Here is a 13,447-nt window from a genome sequence, read left to right on the forward strand (position 1 = left end):
TGAAGCATGGGAAAAACTTTGGATAATGTATATAAGCATCAATCGCTGGTCTACAAGTATTTCCTATATGTGGTTTCTGTAGCGCTGATTGTGTTTTTTTTTCCTAAAGGCGGCAAGTTTAAGTACGAGTTTCAAAAGGGCAAACCTTGGCAGTACGAAAACCTCTATGCGCCTATAGATTTCTCCATACAAAAAACCCAGGATGAAATTGAAGCGGAGCAAACTTCCATTCGCAAGAACAAAACGGATTACTACACGTATAACGCTTCCTTGGTCTCCGATGTAAAAGGCGAGGTGTTGGGAGCACTGGGCACCATCTTTCAATCTGGTAGTTTTTCTTCATCACAGCGGCAGTCCTTGAGGAATATTTCCGAAGAAACCGTTGACGAAATTTATAGTTATGGAGTTTTTCAAAACCTACCTCAATCCAAATCCACGGTTGTAGTCAGAAACAATGAGGTACAACCCATTTCCCCTAGCGATTATTTGGGTCTTGAACAAGCCAAAAAGAAGGTAACGGCACTTTTGTCGGATGTAAGTATTGATGGATCGGAGCGCCTTCAGCCCATTATCAAAAATAGCCTCAAGGCCAATCTCTTTTATGATGAAGCCCTAACGGAAAGTGCTTTGGAGGATGAGCTATCCAAGATTTCGTACACCCGCGGGGAAGTGGATCAGGGGAAACTTATTATTGCCAAGGGTGAAATTGTGGAAAATGAAGATTTTAAAATATTGAATTCCCTTAAGGATGAGTATGAGTCCGAACTTTGGATGGGGAGCAACTACTACTTCATATTATTGGGATATACCATTTTGGTGGCTTTGGTACTCATTATGCTGTTTTTGTTTTTGAAGCGATATCGAATGGAGATTTTTCAGAACAACAACAAGGTAACTTTTATTTTCTTCAATATTTTGTTGATGGTGCTGGCCACAAGCTTGATGGTAAAACACTACGAAAACTATATTTATATGGTTCCCTTGTGTATTCTGCCCTTGATACTAAAAAACTTTTTTGATGCTAGATTGGGGTTGTTCGTTCACGTTTTGACCGTGTTGATTCTTGGTTTTGTGGTGCCCAATAGTTTTGAATACATCTTTCTACAGATCATAGCAGGTATAGTAACCATTCTAACAGCCTCGGAGTTGTATAAGAGAGCCAATCTGTTTATTTCGGTGGGACAGATTACCTTGATATACATTGTGGGTTATTTTGCCTTTCATGCCATTCACGAGGGCAATTTGGAAAATATTGAATGGATTTTGTTCGGTGTATTTGTTTTGAATGGTCTGTTGACCCTTTTTGCACAACCGTTAATTTATATGTTCGAGAAGCTTTTTGGGCTTGTTTCGGATGTATCTTTATTGGAGTTGTCCGATACCAATTCCAAATTGCTCAAAGAACTTTCGGATAAAGCGCCCGGAACCTTTCATCATTCTCTGCAGGTGGCCAACCTTGCAGAGGCGGCCGCCAATGAGATAGGAGCAAATGCCATGTTGGTAAGGGTAGGGGCCCTGTACCACGATATTGGTAAAATGGAGCATCCTACCTATTTTACCGAGAATCAGATAACCAGTGTTAACCCGCACGATGACCTTCCGCCGAAGGAGAGTGCCAAAATTATTATAGATCATGTGATCAATGGGATAGAAATAGCCAGAAAAAATAATTTGCCGGACCGTGTGATTGATTTCATACGAACACACCATGGAACAACCATTGTCTATTATTTCTATAAAAAACAGCAGGAGTTGGATCAAGAAGTGGACAAGGAGGATTTTAAATATCCTGGACCGATACCTTTTTCCAAAGAAACCGCTATTTTGATGATGTCGGATGCCGTAGAGGCTGCGTCCAAAAGTTTAAAGAACCCGACCTTTACCATAATAGATGAGTTTGTGGAGAAAATAGTAAAGGGTCAGATGCAGGCCGACCAGTACTTAAATGCCAACATTACCCTTAAGGAAATTGAAATGGTAAAGAAAGTACTCAAACAAAAGCTTACCAATATATATCATTTACGGGTGGAATATCCTGAATAGCAGTGATGTGATAAAAGTTCCATTAAAAAAATGAAAAAATAGTTGCGATCTTACTTCTGAAAAGGTACATTTGCATCCGCATTTTTGAATGCATGTTCATAATAATACTGGAGAGGTGCCGGAGTGGTAACGGAGCAGATTGCTAATCTGTCAGCGCGTAAGTGCTGCCCGGGTTCGAGTCCCGGTCTCTCCGCTTTTTCCAACACACTTCGGGGTTTAGCACCTCGACATTGCTCGGTATAAACTCCGCCCGAGCGGGCTACTTCAAAAAGTGGTTAGTAATTTAGGGTTTGAGAAATTGAAATTTTCAGTCATCAAGACTGTTTTCGGGGTGTAGCGTAGCCCGGTTATCGCGCCTGCTTTGGGAGCAGGAGGTCGCAGGTTCGAATCCTGCCACCCCGACTTAACTTATTTAAATAATATCAAAACACTGTTAATCTTATGATTTTCAGTGTTTTGTGTTTTTAGGCATATCATCTAAAATCAATTAAAACCATCTAAAATCATATAAAGCGTGTTCCTATCGGGAGCAGATTATTACAATTTATATTGTAATTTTAGATGACTTTTGAAGCGTTTTGCTTGTGTTTTGACTTTCACGGTATTAACAGTTTAAAACATTGCAACATGCAGAAAAACAATCGCTTAACAATCAATTTCTTTACTAGAAAGCATAAGGTTCAATCCGAGAATCGAATTATCTATTGTAGGATCACCATCGATGGAGAGCGCACTGATTTTAGTATAAATCGGGAAATCAAAACCAATTTATGGGACAATAGCCGTAAAAGGGGCAAGGGATTTTCCAATTATGTCATCTCCCTTAACAAGTACCTGGATCAAATTTATACGGGTTTACATGAGGCCCATAGGCTATTGATGGCAGAAGATAAGGTAATCACCCCTTTGGCCATAAAGGCAAGGTTCTTTGGGGAAGATGATGGGGGCAAGACCTTGAAACAATTGATTGCCTATCACAATGGGACCATGCATACCTCATTACGCCCCGGAACCAGAAAGAACTACCATATTACCGAAAGGTGCTTAAACCTATTTTTAAGAGAGGAATATGGGGTGGAGGACATTAAGCTCAAAAAATTGAATTACCGTTTTATATCGGACTTTGAGCAGTACCTAAGAAAGTACAGACCATCCACACGAACCAAATGCACAAATAACGGAGCCATGAAACACATGGAACGTCTTAAGAAAATGTCGAGGTTGGCCGTTCGGTTGGAATGGATCTCAAAGGATCCCTTTGAGAACTATAAACTGCATTTTGTCAAAACCCAAAGGGAACATTTGACGAAAAGGGAACTTGGACTCATTGAAGAAACCAGTTTTACAAAACAAGGCGTTGAAAAGACCAAGGATGTATTCCTCTTTTCTTGTTATACGGGCCTATCCTACATTGACGTAAAAGCACTGTCTCCCGACAATGTTATCAAAGGAATAGATGGTAATGACTGGTTGTTCACCAAAAGGACAAAGACCGATGAGCGGCTCAAAATACCACTGCTGCCTCAAGCAAGGGAAATCATCAAGAAATATCAGGGGTCATCGGAAAGGAAAATAAAAAATACCCTTTTACCTGTTTTCAGCAACCAGAAGGTCAATTTTTATCTTAAGGAAATCAGTAAATCCTGTGGAATCCATAAAAGAATCACATTCCATACAGCAAGGCACACTTTTGCAACAACGGTAACACTGTCCAACGGTGTTCCGATTGAAACAGTTTCAAAGTTGTTGGGTCATACCAAATTGTCAACTACCCAGATATATGCTAGGGTCTTAGAAAAGAAAGTTAGTGAAGATATGAGGATATTGGTTGAAAAAATGGGGGGCAAGTAAAGCTTTCCAGTAAGAATTAATCAAATTCATCGATTTTATTACATTTTAGGAGTATATATGGATGAGCCGGATGGTTGAGACCACCAACAACGGAAAATTTGAGCCATCCAATATTTGGTAGTAGTGATTTGAAATTCAGATTTTTGTGTCATGTTGGAATGTGCTCAATTTTATCCAGCGAAGGTGGTGTTCTATGTCCTGCGTTTCCATATTTATCGAGTCGCTTGTCTTTTTGATAAAAAAGTACTGCAAAGGAATTTTACATTTTTTGGATATCGACTTGGTGCCTTTTACATTGATTTTAATTGAATATAAATGAAACCTAATAAAACAAAAAAGACTGTAAATCAGTAATATATATGTTTGTTGTTGTGTTTTGATGGTGTTTTAGTGGAAATTAGGGTTTCAAGCCCTTTAAAATTTTGTGCTCACCGAATAGGTCACTTTTTTTGACATGAGTATATAAAGTGCAGGTTATTAAATGGTTACATATAATTTTAACCTTTATCCGTAGGCAATAGAGAATTTATTCTATTCCGTATGTAAGTTGATTGCAAAAAATATAGGAGGTTGGATTCAGATTCCCATCATTTATGTCGCTAATTATAAATTCTATCGTACCGATTATTAAGCAGATCAATATATAATCCTTTCATATCCTTGGATAAAAAGGAACTGTCCACCCATCTTAAGGCATCCTTTTTCCGTTTCAAAAATCTTTTGAAAACACCTTGTACCTGTTTTTCTGTCAGCCCCATATTTCTTCCAAGGTTTTCAAAATGCATACGCTTCAAATTACTTTTCTTGCCTTGCAAGGTCAACGCTAGCTCTTCCTTATCCTCAGGATTGACAATTGATACATTGAGCAGGTCATAAGCAGGGGAAAGTATCCATCCGGATGAGGAGTGTATCATGGAAAAATTCTTTAGGTGCATATCGTTGTTTCCCGTTAAAAAACTGAACAGGGTCAGTTCAAATAGGAAAATCATATCCAACAAAGTATTGGCAGAATGTTGCTTTAAGGCTTTTCCAACCTTTTCCATGGAGCTCTTATATTTATCAAAAGCCTCTGTTATTTGGAACATGTCGAGCATATGGATCTTATGGCCTTCATCAGTTCTATCAATCCGTTTGGTGATATAGGAAATTTCTCCGGATTTCAGGCGTATTAGGCTGGATGGGACGGTTTGGATTCCGAATGCTTCTGCAATGCGCATGGTCAGATGTTCGTTTGCGGGCATCTCCGGATATTCTGTTGTTGGGGGCTTAAAAATATAGTGCCCCCCAAGTGCGCCGACCACTGTCAATCGGTAATCGGCAGTGCCCCCTATCTCATTGAATAGTGACATTGATAACTTGGGTTGCACACCCGGTACGGAAATACTTCGTTCTAGGACATTTTTGGCCAATTCGGACATTTGATCCAAGTTATATTCCAATTTTGGAGGGTCTTTTTTTCCAAAGAAGGCAAGACTGCACTTTTCATGAAAATCGATTTCACCATCCAACGCTTTATAACAATATAGACACTTATTCATCAGGATTTTCCCTTAAAGGTTCAACACTGATTGCTCCGATACAATTTTGACAACAGGCCAACAAAAGGCCCATACGATCATTTTTGTTGAGTTTCCAGTTTTTTGATGCGATGTTCAATAGCCATCCTTCGGGAATCAAGCCTTCGAAGAAAGGAAACAATTTATTGTCTCTGAAAGGTTCTTTGCGCACAGGCATGGAAAACGATATGAATTGGTCAGGATATTGCTTCACATAGTCACTATCGTACTGAAAAACATAATCACCATCATTGGTTTCAATAAGTTCGCCTGCCTTTACCTGATCATAGAATATAATGGCTTTCCTCATTGTGTTTCTATATTTCCATGTTTTATGGTATTCAAGGGTACGGCGGCGAGGGTGTGGCCGAACATGCTCAGGACCAAGTTGACCTTGTCCATGTTCAGATTGGTTTTGCCCTGCTCTATTTTTCGGACTACGGTTAAGGCCACACCTGCGCGTTCGGCAAACTCTTCTTGTGTGAGATTTACCTCATTTCTACGGGTTTTTACAAATTCGGATAATGTATTCATTATATGCTTTTAGATATAAAACCAATCAAATATACTAAATTATATGTTTTTACATATAAAATAACTATTTTTTATAGAATTATATGTTTTTACATATAATTATTACTAGGGGCTCTACAACCCATCTCTGGAAACCCCAATAAATAAGGGTTTCAAGCCCTTAAAGTTTTTATGCTCGCCGAATAGGTCACTTTTTATTAAATATGTGTTAAAACACATAAAATCAACTATATACGATTGAATTCTTGGGCAAACTGGATAAGCCGGATGGTTGAGACCACCAACAACGGAAAATTTGAGCTATCCAGTATTTGGATGTAGAAGATTGAAAGTCAAGTTTTTGTGTTGGTTGCGAGGGTGCTCAATTTGATCCGGCGAAGGTGGTCTACTATGTCCAGCGTTTCCAGGTAGCCCTAAAGCAAAAGATGAAAGTCGATACATCCATATCCAAACCATCTTCGACCGAAAGTCCTCGTCAGGAAGGCCTCTTTGGCAACTCCGAAACAAGCTAATATTCCAACCAATCCTTTGCACCAAGGTAAACGTCGCATCCTGTCATCGGACAAGGGACGGCATAAAGCCGTTCCTTCCTCACTATTTATTCCGTTTCCTTGCCGCTCGACAGCCTGGCTTCCGTTTAGGGTTCCCTGCAAATATTGTTTAACCTTAAATCCAATGATTATGTATTTAGACAGATTGCAACAAGACGAGGTCTTCGTACCAACTGAGGTAAGACCGTTAAATGAACTGACCCGAATGCCCTCCAGAAAGGGGCTGGAACGTGCCATTATCAGCAATGGCAAAATCGTGAACATCGTGTCCAAGAGTTATGGGCACATCCCCAACGAACATTTTTTCAAAAAGGCGGAACAGATGCTCATCGATGCCGGGCTGGATTACCAACGCCAGACCATCAATCGCAACGACAGGACCTTCAGTATGGACTTTATCCTCTCCGATAGCTCCCAGTTTTCCGTGGGCGATGGCCGGGACACCATATTGCCCATGCTGCGCTTTACCAATTCTTACGATGGCAGCGAGCGCACCTCGGGACATTTTGGGTTCTACCGCCAAGTATGCTCCAATGGCCTGCACGTGGCCCAGGCAAAGATTGCCTTTTCCATTAAGCACAGTACCAACAGTGTCCATTTGATCATGCCCGAACTGGAGGGGCTGTTCCAAAAATTCATGGACAACGAGTTCTATACCATCTCCGATAGGTTCACCCAAATGATGGCCGTCGAACTGGTGGACACCAAAACCTTCGTAAGGGAAGTGCTGGAACGTACCAAACTGTTCCGTTATGAGTGCAGCGACAAGAACGCAAACCCGTCTAAAAAGGCCCGTGAGGTCATCGACATATTGGACAATGAGGCCGTATTGTTGGGCACTGCCCCAAACCTCTGGTTGGGCTACAATGCCTTCAATGCCGTATTGCACGGTACCCTGAAACGAAGCTTTTCACGTCAGGAGCGTCTGGACAAACAACTGTTCCAGACCGTTCTTGAAATGGCCTAAGTGTTCCGGTCCGGCATCAAGAGGGGGCAACCCCTGAAGGAACCGCCATTGCCAAAACATCGACTCCCGGTACCTGAAGTATCGGGAGTTTTTTTTAGTCATCAAAGCCATTTAAATACTATCGGGAATCGGTCAAACAAGGAAGCCCAACGTCCAGTGCTTTTTCACGTCATCCCCGGCAAACCCTTCTTGGGGCTTTGCTCGTGGATTCCTAAAGCCCTGTCGTTGGTCTGATGATTTTAAGGGGTTCATAATAAAAGAAGCCCTGGTTGTTTTTCGGGGCATCGAAAAACAGGGCAGTGCCCAAGGACTTCCAATCAGGACGCCATCCCCTTAGCTCGCTTAACTTTCCGTACGCTCGCACGGGCCTGGGTCGGAAGGAATTCCTAGGGCTCTTATGGAACCCGTCAAGGCCAAGCGGGTTTTGCTCACAAATAGGGTTTCCACTTCCTTGAAAACCTTGCCAGCCGTAGGCACGGCTAAAGGTTTTGCTACGTCGCGGAGCCTCCCGATTTCTTCCCAAAAGCCTTGACCGAACCCACTTCGTTTATTGTGCTGCGCACCCAAGAAGCAAACAAACACCCCTTAAAATCCACACACAATTGCATGGAGATACGGGGAAATCAGTAACCCGTCTGCCAAAGGGCAGGCATTAAAAACCTTTTATTATGAGCAGTTTAAGAAACAAAGTACAATTGATCGGTAATGTGGGACAAGATCCCGTGATCACAGACCTTGAGAAAGGGAAACGAGTGGCACGCCTGACCATGGCCACCAACGAGCACTACAAGAACAACCAAGGGGAGCGCATCACCAACACCGAATGGCACACCGTCATCGGATGGGGGAAGCTGGCCGACATCATCGAGGGCTTCGTGACCAAGGGCAAGGAGATTGCCATCGAAGGAAAATTGACCTCCCGTTCCTATGAGGACAAGGAAGGGAATAAGCGCTACGTCACCGAAGTGGTAGCGAGTGAAATCTTGCTATTGGGCGGGGGTGAGAACAATACCACCGAGTAACATGGATAGGGGTGCCCCGCAATACCTTGGGGCATCCTTTTCTTTTTCATTCTTAAAACAAACGTAATGGAACACAAAGTCAATGAAATCCAGATCAGTTACCGGGAGAAGCTCAGTACCCTGCAATCCCTGTCCGTGACCAACTCCAAGGAGGTGGCGGAACTGTTGTTCCAAAATTGGGACAATCAGACCATAGGCCTGCACGAAACTTTTAAGATCGTACTGCTGAACCAGTCCAACAAAGTCAAGGGCATCTATCCGCTCTCCCATGGGGGCATTACGGGAACCTTGGTGGATGTGCGCATCCTGTTTGCCCTCGTGCTGAAAACCCTTTCCGTCGGAATCATCCTGGCCCACAACCATCCCTCTGGGCAGCTCAAGGCGAGCGGACCGGATCAACAATTGACCCAAAAGATCAAAGAAGCCGCACAGCTTTTTGATGTCAAGGTATTGGACCATATCATTCTGGCACCCGATGGACGGTATTACAGTTTCGCAGATAACGGAATCCTATAAATATATAATGCTAAACTAATAGCGGAGTCGAAGGGAAGCCATGCGAAATCTATACAATTATGATTTTGTATTTAATATGTGAACCCTAAACACACTATCCAAGCCCATCCATTATGATGGGCTTTTTTTATGGGTTCATGGTTGGTTTTTAGGTGGGTCGAACACCCAAAAACCAATTAGGGAAATTCTTGTTTGTAAAGTACTGGGCAACCCCAAAGAATACCTATCCCTTATTTGACCGCAAGTTCGCCCTTCAAAAATGTTCCCATCAAAAGACTACGGCATAAACCGTTCGTACCTCACTATTTATTCCGTTTCCTTTTGAGCTGAAATTTTTGGGAAGTGCGGGGATGCCATCAAATAATTGATAATTTTAAATCATGCACTATGAAAGCAATTGTAAAAAAGTCGTTGGAGATCCCGGCAAAGAAACACCCAAAGAAAAGCGTTGTCAAAAAGACAGCGGATGCCACGGTGGACAAAACCTACTCCCTGGTGGTCAATCTCTGGATATTCCGGTATGAATATTACAGGGAACAGACCGACACCGTCCCATCGGGGGACTGACTGGAACAAGGCCCTTGAAAAAGGGTCTTTTTTTTGACGTTCCGGGGGAACGCCTGACGTTGTGGAAACCCAGAAATGCCCGTTCCATATATTCCGTGGGCAAATGATGCCATTTGCCCACGGAACGCATTTTTGTACCTGGGGGAATGTGGGTATATTTAAGATGCTGCACCGCAGCACAGTTTGCACGGCATCCCATACCTGATTTGACTTTCCCAAAGTCCGTGCTCCATAGGGTAAAATATGATAAGGGACGGCGGTCTTTTTAAGACGGCTTGTGCGATGCTTTTTTGGGCCGCTGCACAAAAAGGTGAAGCAAGAGGGTAGCACGCTAACGCGTCCTACCGATCATGATTGCTGCGCAAGGCCCCTGTTTATAGGGGGTGGCAGATATATAAGAAAAAAGGGCAAAAACGGTTTTCACGGAAAACGGCCTTGAGCCCAATAAAATCGAGGGATTTTTCACGGAATTATGAAAAATGAAAGCAAAAATGAACGGTTCAAGAGTTTGAGCATCAAAGAACCGGTATTGTTGAAATTTAGGCGGTTTTCCAAGCTTTTTGGAAAATCCCAATCCCTGACCCTTTTGGCCATGATGGACTTTTTTGAACGCCATGGCATCTCCCCGGACCAACACCTGGGGGAGACCATGGCCAGTATGAAGCACTACATAAGACGGCGCTTCAATGCCATGATCGCCATTATGCGCAGCATCGAAAAGGAACAGACCCTGCCCACCGTGGGGATGATGCAGGCGCTCTTTGAACAGGAACTGGAATCCGATGATGAGGAATGGGACAGCGATTTTGATTTTATCGAACAGCAATTGACCGAGGCCAAGCCATCCAACGAGATGGAATCTTTTGATGGAGAGGTCACCGTGCCCAAGATCCGTTATGACCGATTAGAGGAACAAATGGAGGAGCTCAAGGAGGATTTTGCCTATGTGTTGGAACATGTGAGCGTATACCACAACCGCTTTGGGAAGGACCACCTCAAATTGGATTTGAGCCCCGAGGCCATTGAAAAATACCGCACAAAACTTAAAAAGCAATAAACATGTACATCGCCATCACACGCCAACAACTGGGGGACAATTTTCGGGGCAGTGCCCGGGATTTTGTCAATTATCTCGGAAAAGAGAACGAAGGTAAGGAACCGGAACAGCAGGAAGGGTATTTCAATCAGGAAGAGAACAACATCGATGCGGAGCGGGTAATTGCCGAGATTGATGCGAACACCGCCAAGCTCAAAAAGCGGGAGCCCAAGTTCTATTCCCTGGTGGTGAGTCCCTCACAAAGGGAACTCCAGCATATCGGAAACGACCCCGAGAAACTGAGGCAATACACCCGGCAGGTCATGCAGGCCTATGCGGCCTCCTTTTACCGGGACCGTGAAGTGACCGTCAGGGATATCCTCTATTTTGCCAAATTGGAACGGGAACGCACCTATTCCGAAAAGGACCGTGAGGTCAAAGAAAACCAGGCCCATGCCAGCAAGATCTTGGAACTGCAACACCGGGTCAGGGCCATCCAAGAAGGACGGGAGCAAGGGGAAATTGCCAAGCTCCGGGAACAGATACATACCCTTGAAAGGGAGGCCCCACACCAATTGAACGGGAAGCGCATCGTACCCGGTATGGCCAAGGAGGGCCACCAGAGCCATATCCATATTATCGTCAGCCGAATGGACAGGACCAATACCCATAGCCTTTCCCCGGGGTCCAAGTTCCGAACTTCCGAGACCACGCTCCACGGACAGACCGTCAAACAGGGCTTTGATAGGGACAAGTTCTACAGGGCAGCGGAAAAGACTTTTGACAAGCAGTTCAAGTACAAAAGAAATTTTGTGGAGACCTACCATGCCCGTAACCTCTTGGACAAGGATCCCAAACGCTTTTTTTCGGCCCTCTTGGGACTGCCAACGAATGAACGGCAAGCGGCCAAGCAATTGTTGTTCAAGGCGGGCATCAAGGTACCGACCATTCCCACCAACAAGGCACAATTGGCCTATAAGGCGATGATGCAGCTCAAAAAAGGAATCGGAAAGGCCTTGGAATCGGGGTCGATCGGAATTTAAAACAGTATTGCTATGGAAAATTTAGGATGGATGGAATGGATGGTCAGTTTGATCGTTGGGGGAGCAGTCTCATTTGTGGCCAATCGATACCTCAAGTATGGCTTTCTGTATTATCTCAGCATCCTGCTTATGGTGGCAATCGCCATTGGAGGGATATTCGGCTGGGAGATACTTTTGAAACAGTCCTTGGGCCTATGGCTCCCCTTGTTTTTTGTGCATACCGTCCTCTATGGTCAGGTGGATTACTATAAGGATTCCACTGGACCTTCAAAGGTGTTCGAGGTCAAATTAAAAGTCCGCGGAAGGCCTTTGGTGCTGGGCAATATCCGTAGGGGCGTGTCCGTGATGGCCTCTGCCGGAAGCGGGAAGACCGAAAGCGTCATCTATGGATTCCTGAAGCATTTTAAGCAGCAGCGGTTTTCCGGGGTCATCCACGATTACAAGGATTTTGAGATCACGGAAATGGCCTGCCCCCTTTGGAAAGATCAAAAGGTGCCCTTCCGTATTGTCTCCTTTGGGCCGATCTACCATCGGGTGAATCCCATTGCGCCCCGTTACCTGCCCGATGAGGAGAGCGTCCACGAGGTGTCGCGGGTCTTGCTGGAAAACCTGATGGAACACCGGGATTCCGATGAGAACAGTACCTCCCGTTTTTTTAAGGATGCAGCTGAGGGCTTGATCAGCGGACTGATCTGGCGGCTCAAGACCGATCACCCCGATTTCTGTACGCTGCCCCATGTGATGGCCCTCTACCAACAATTGGGCACCAAGAGCTTGATCAAGTTTCTGAGGGAAAATCTTACCTCACGTGCCATGGCCGATGCCTTTATCAGTGGGGTGGGGTCGGAGCGGCAGACCGCTGGGGTAATGAGCACGCTGGCCAATGCCATCAAAAAGATCAGTACCCGAAAGATTTTTATGGTATTGTCCGCCGATGAGATTCCGCTGGACATTAATAATGAAAAGGATCCCTCGGTCATTGCCTTGGTGAACAATCCACAAAAGGACGCTTCCCTGTCCCCGGTGATCGCCACCATAACCCATACCATTTCCAAACAGATGAGCCAACGCAACCGAAAGCCCTCCTTTATGTTGTTGGAAGAGGCCTCCACCTTACGCTTGTTGAACATGCACCGAATCCCGGCCACGCTGCGGAGCTACGATATTGTGAGCGTATATGTGTTACAGGATAAGGTGCAAAATGATATGATGTATGGGGATAAGGCCAGTAAGGCCATTTTGTCCAATCTGTCCTATCAGTTCTTTGGGAAGGTCAATGATCCTGATACAGCTCGATATTACGAACGTTTCTTTGAACTGGTCAAGATGCCTACACGAAGTGTGAGCAAGAGTTCGGGACTTAGCTTGGAACGACGCATTACGGAAGGGGAGAAGGAGGTATCCAAACGCAGGGCGGAGGTGTTCTTTCGGTTAAAACAGGGGGAGTTTGTGGTCTTTGCGGACGGGAAGGATCGGAAAGTACAGTTTCCAAGGCCTGAAATTCCAAAAGGCTTGCCCAAGCCCATTGAAATCAAGGAGGGGGATTTGGAGCGGCATTATTTAAAGGTGCACCGGGAAGTCAGGTCGATATTTGAATGATTTATTTTTTTGCACAAAAACCCTAATCCAACTATGGTTTTTCCCTAAAAAGGGTAAGTTAATTATGATTTTTCATGTTTTTGATTTTAATTGACAATTCTAATTTTTACTTTAGAATTATTTCCCCATACATTGTGAACTTAATAAGGGAACATCATTTTC

The 13,447-nt window shown here is 44.1% G+C and carries 13 protein-coding genes and 2 tRNA genes; 11 read left to right on the forward strand and 4 right to left on the reverse strand.

Annotation, left to right across the window (positions count from 1 at the left end; genetic code table 11):
- Positions 1-6 precede the first annotated feature (6 nt).
- The 4 genes from J4E06_RS06090 (at position 7) to J4E06_RS06105 (ending at position 3,894) form a co-directional block, all read left to right on the forward strand.
- On the forward strand, positions 7-2,043 hold the full coding sequence (locus J4E06_RS06090) for an HD family phosphohydrolase (protein WP_349523146.1): 2,037 nt from the start codon (positions 7-9) through the stop codon (positions 2,041-2,043).
- Between the two features lie 109 nt (positions 2,044-2,152).
- Positions 2,153-2,236 (forward strand) — tRNA-Ser (locus J4E06_RS06095).
- Between the two features lie 134 nt (positions 2,237-2,370).
- Positions 2,371-2,445: transfer RNA gene (locus J4E06_RS06100), tRNA-Pro, on the forward strand.
- A 225-nt stretch (positions 2,446-2,670) separates the two neighbouring features.
- Positions 2,671-3,894 (forward strand): site-specific integrase, encoded by a 1,224-nt coding sequence (locus J4E06_RS06105; RefSeq protein ID WP_349523147.1) that lies wholly within the window; start codon positions 2,671-2,673, stop codon positions 3,892-3,894.
- Between the two features lie 599 nt (positions 3,895-4,493).
- Here J4E06_RS06105 and J4E06_RS06110 read toward each other — a convergent pair.
- Genes J4E06_RS06110 through J4E06_RS06120 form a run of 3 tightly spaced genes read right to left on the reverse strand, consistent with a single transcriptional unit; the run spans position 4,494 to position 5,984 of the window.
- Complete coding sequence (locus J4E06_RS06110) at positions 4,494-5,432, reverse strand: HipA domain-containing protein (protein WP_349523148.1); 939 nt, start codon at positions 5,430-5,432, stop codon at positions 4,494-4,496.
- Entirely contained in the window at positions 5,425-5,760 is a 336-nt protein-coding gene (locus J4E06_RS06115; protein ID WP_349523149.1) for a HipA N-terminal domain-containing protein, read from the reverse strand. Before J4E06_RS06115 ends, J4E06_RS06110 begins: the two co-directional genes overlap by 8 nt.
- Entirely contained in the window at positions 5,757-5,984 is a 228-nt protein-coding gene (locus J4E06_RS06120) for a helix-turn-helix domain-containing protein (protein ID WP_318345870.1), read from the reverse strand. The genes J4E06_RS06115 and J4E06_RS06120 overlap by 4 nt, the downstream gene beginning before the upstream one ends.
- A 681-nt stretch (positions 5,985-6,665) precedes the next feature.
- Here J4E06_RS06120 and J4E06_RS06125 point away from each other — a divergent pair.
- Positions 6,666-7,502 carry a DUF932 domain-containing protein gene (locus J4E06_RS06125; protein ID WP_349523150.1) on the forward strand — a complete coding sequence of 279 codons (837 nt, stop codon included), beginning with the start codon at positions 6,666-6,668 and terminating at the stop codon, positions 7,500-7,502.
- Positions 7,503-7,844: 342 nt separating this feature from the next.
- On the opposite strand, the gene J4E06_RS06130 is transcribed toward J4E06_RS06125, so the two are convergent.
- Entirely contained in the window at positions 7,845-8,084 is a 240-nt protein-coding gene (locus J4E06_RS06130) for a hypothetical protein (RefSeq protein WP_349523151.1), read from the reverse strand.
- Positions 8,085-8,170: 86 nt separating this feature from the next.
- Between J4E06_RS06130 and J4E06_RS06135 the strand changes: the two genes are divergently transcribed.
- From J4E06_RS06135 to J4E06_RS06160, 6 genes are all read left to right on the forward strand, one after another.
- Positions 8,171-8,524: a single-stranded DNA-binding protein gene (locus J4E06_RS06135; protein ID WP_349523152.1), complete on the forward strand. Its 354-nt coding sequence runs from the start codon at positions 8,171-8,173 to the stop codon at positions 8,522-8,524.
- A 66-nt stretch (positions 8,525-8,590) separates the two neighbouring features.
- Positions 8,591-9,040, forward strand: coding sequence for a JAB domain-containing protein (locus J4E06_RS06140; protein WP_349523153.1), 450 nt, complete (start codon positions 8,591-8,593; stop codon positions 9,038-9,040).
- Between the two features lie 387 nt (positions 9,041-9,427).
- On the forward strand, positions 9,428-9,607 hold the full coding sequence (locus tag J4E06_RS06145) for a hypothetical protein (protein ID WP_349523154.1): 180 nt from the start codon (positions 9,428-9,430) through the stop codon (positions 9,605-9,607).
- 472 nt (positions 9,608-10,079) lie between these two features.
- Positions 10,080-10,664, forward strand: coding sequence for a BfmA/BtgA family mobilization protein (locus tag J4E06_RS06150; protein WP_349523155.1), 585 nt, complete (start codon positions 10,080-10,082; stop codon positions 10,662-10,664).
- Positions 10,665-10,666: 2 nt separating this feature from the next.
- A complete protein-coding gene (gene mobB / locus J4E06_RS06155) occupies positions 10,667-11,686 on the forward strand; it encodes a MobB family relaxase (RefSeq protein WP_349523156.1) in 1,020 nt (339 codons plus the stop codon).
- A gap of 12 nt (positions 11,687-11,698) precedes the next feature.
- Complete coding sequence (locus J4E06_RS06160) at positions 11,699-13,285, forward strand: type IV secretory system conjugative DNA transfer family protein (RefSeq protein WP_349523157.1); 1,587 nt, start codon at positions 11,699-11,701, stop codon at positions 13,283-13,285.
- Positions 13,286-13,447 lie beyond the last annotated feature (162 nt).

It is taken from the genome of Allomuricauda sp. NFXS6, assembly GCF_040148835.1.
Lineage (GTDB): Bacteria > Bacteroidota > Bacteroidia > Flavobacteriales > Flavobacteriaceae > Flagellimonas.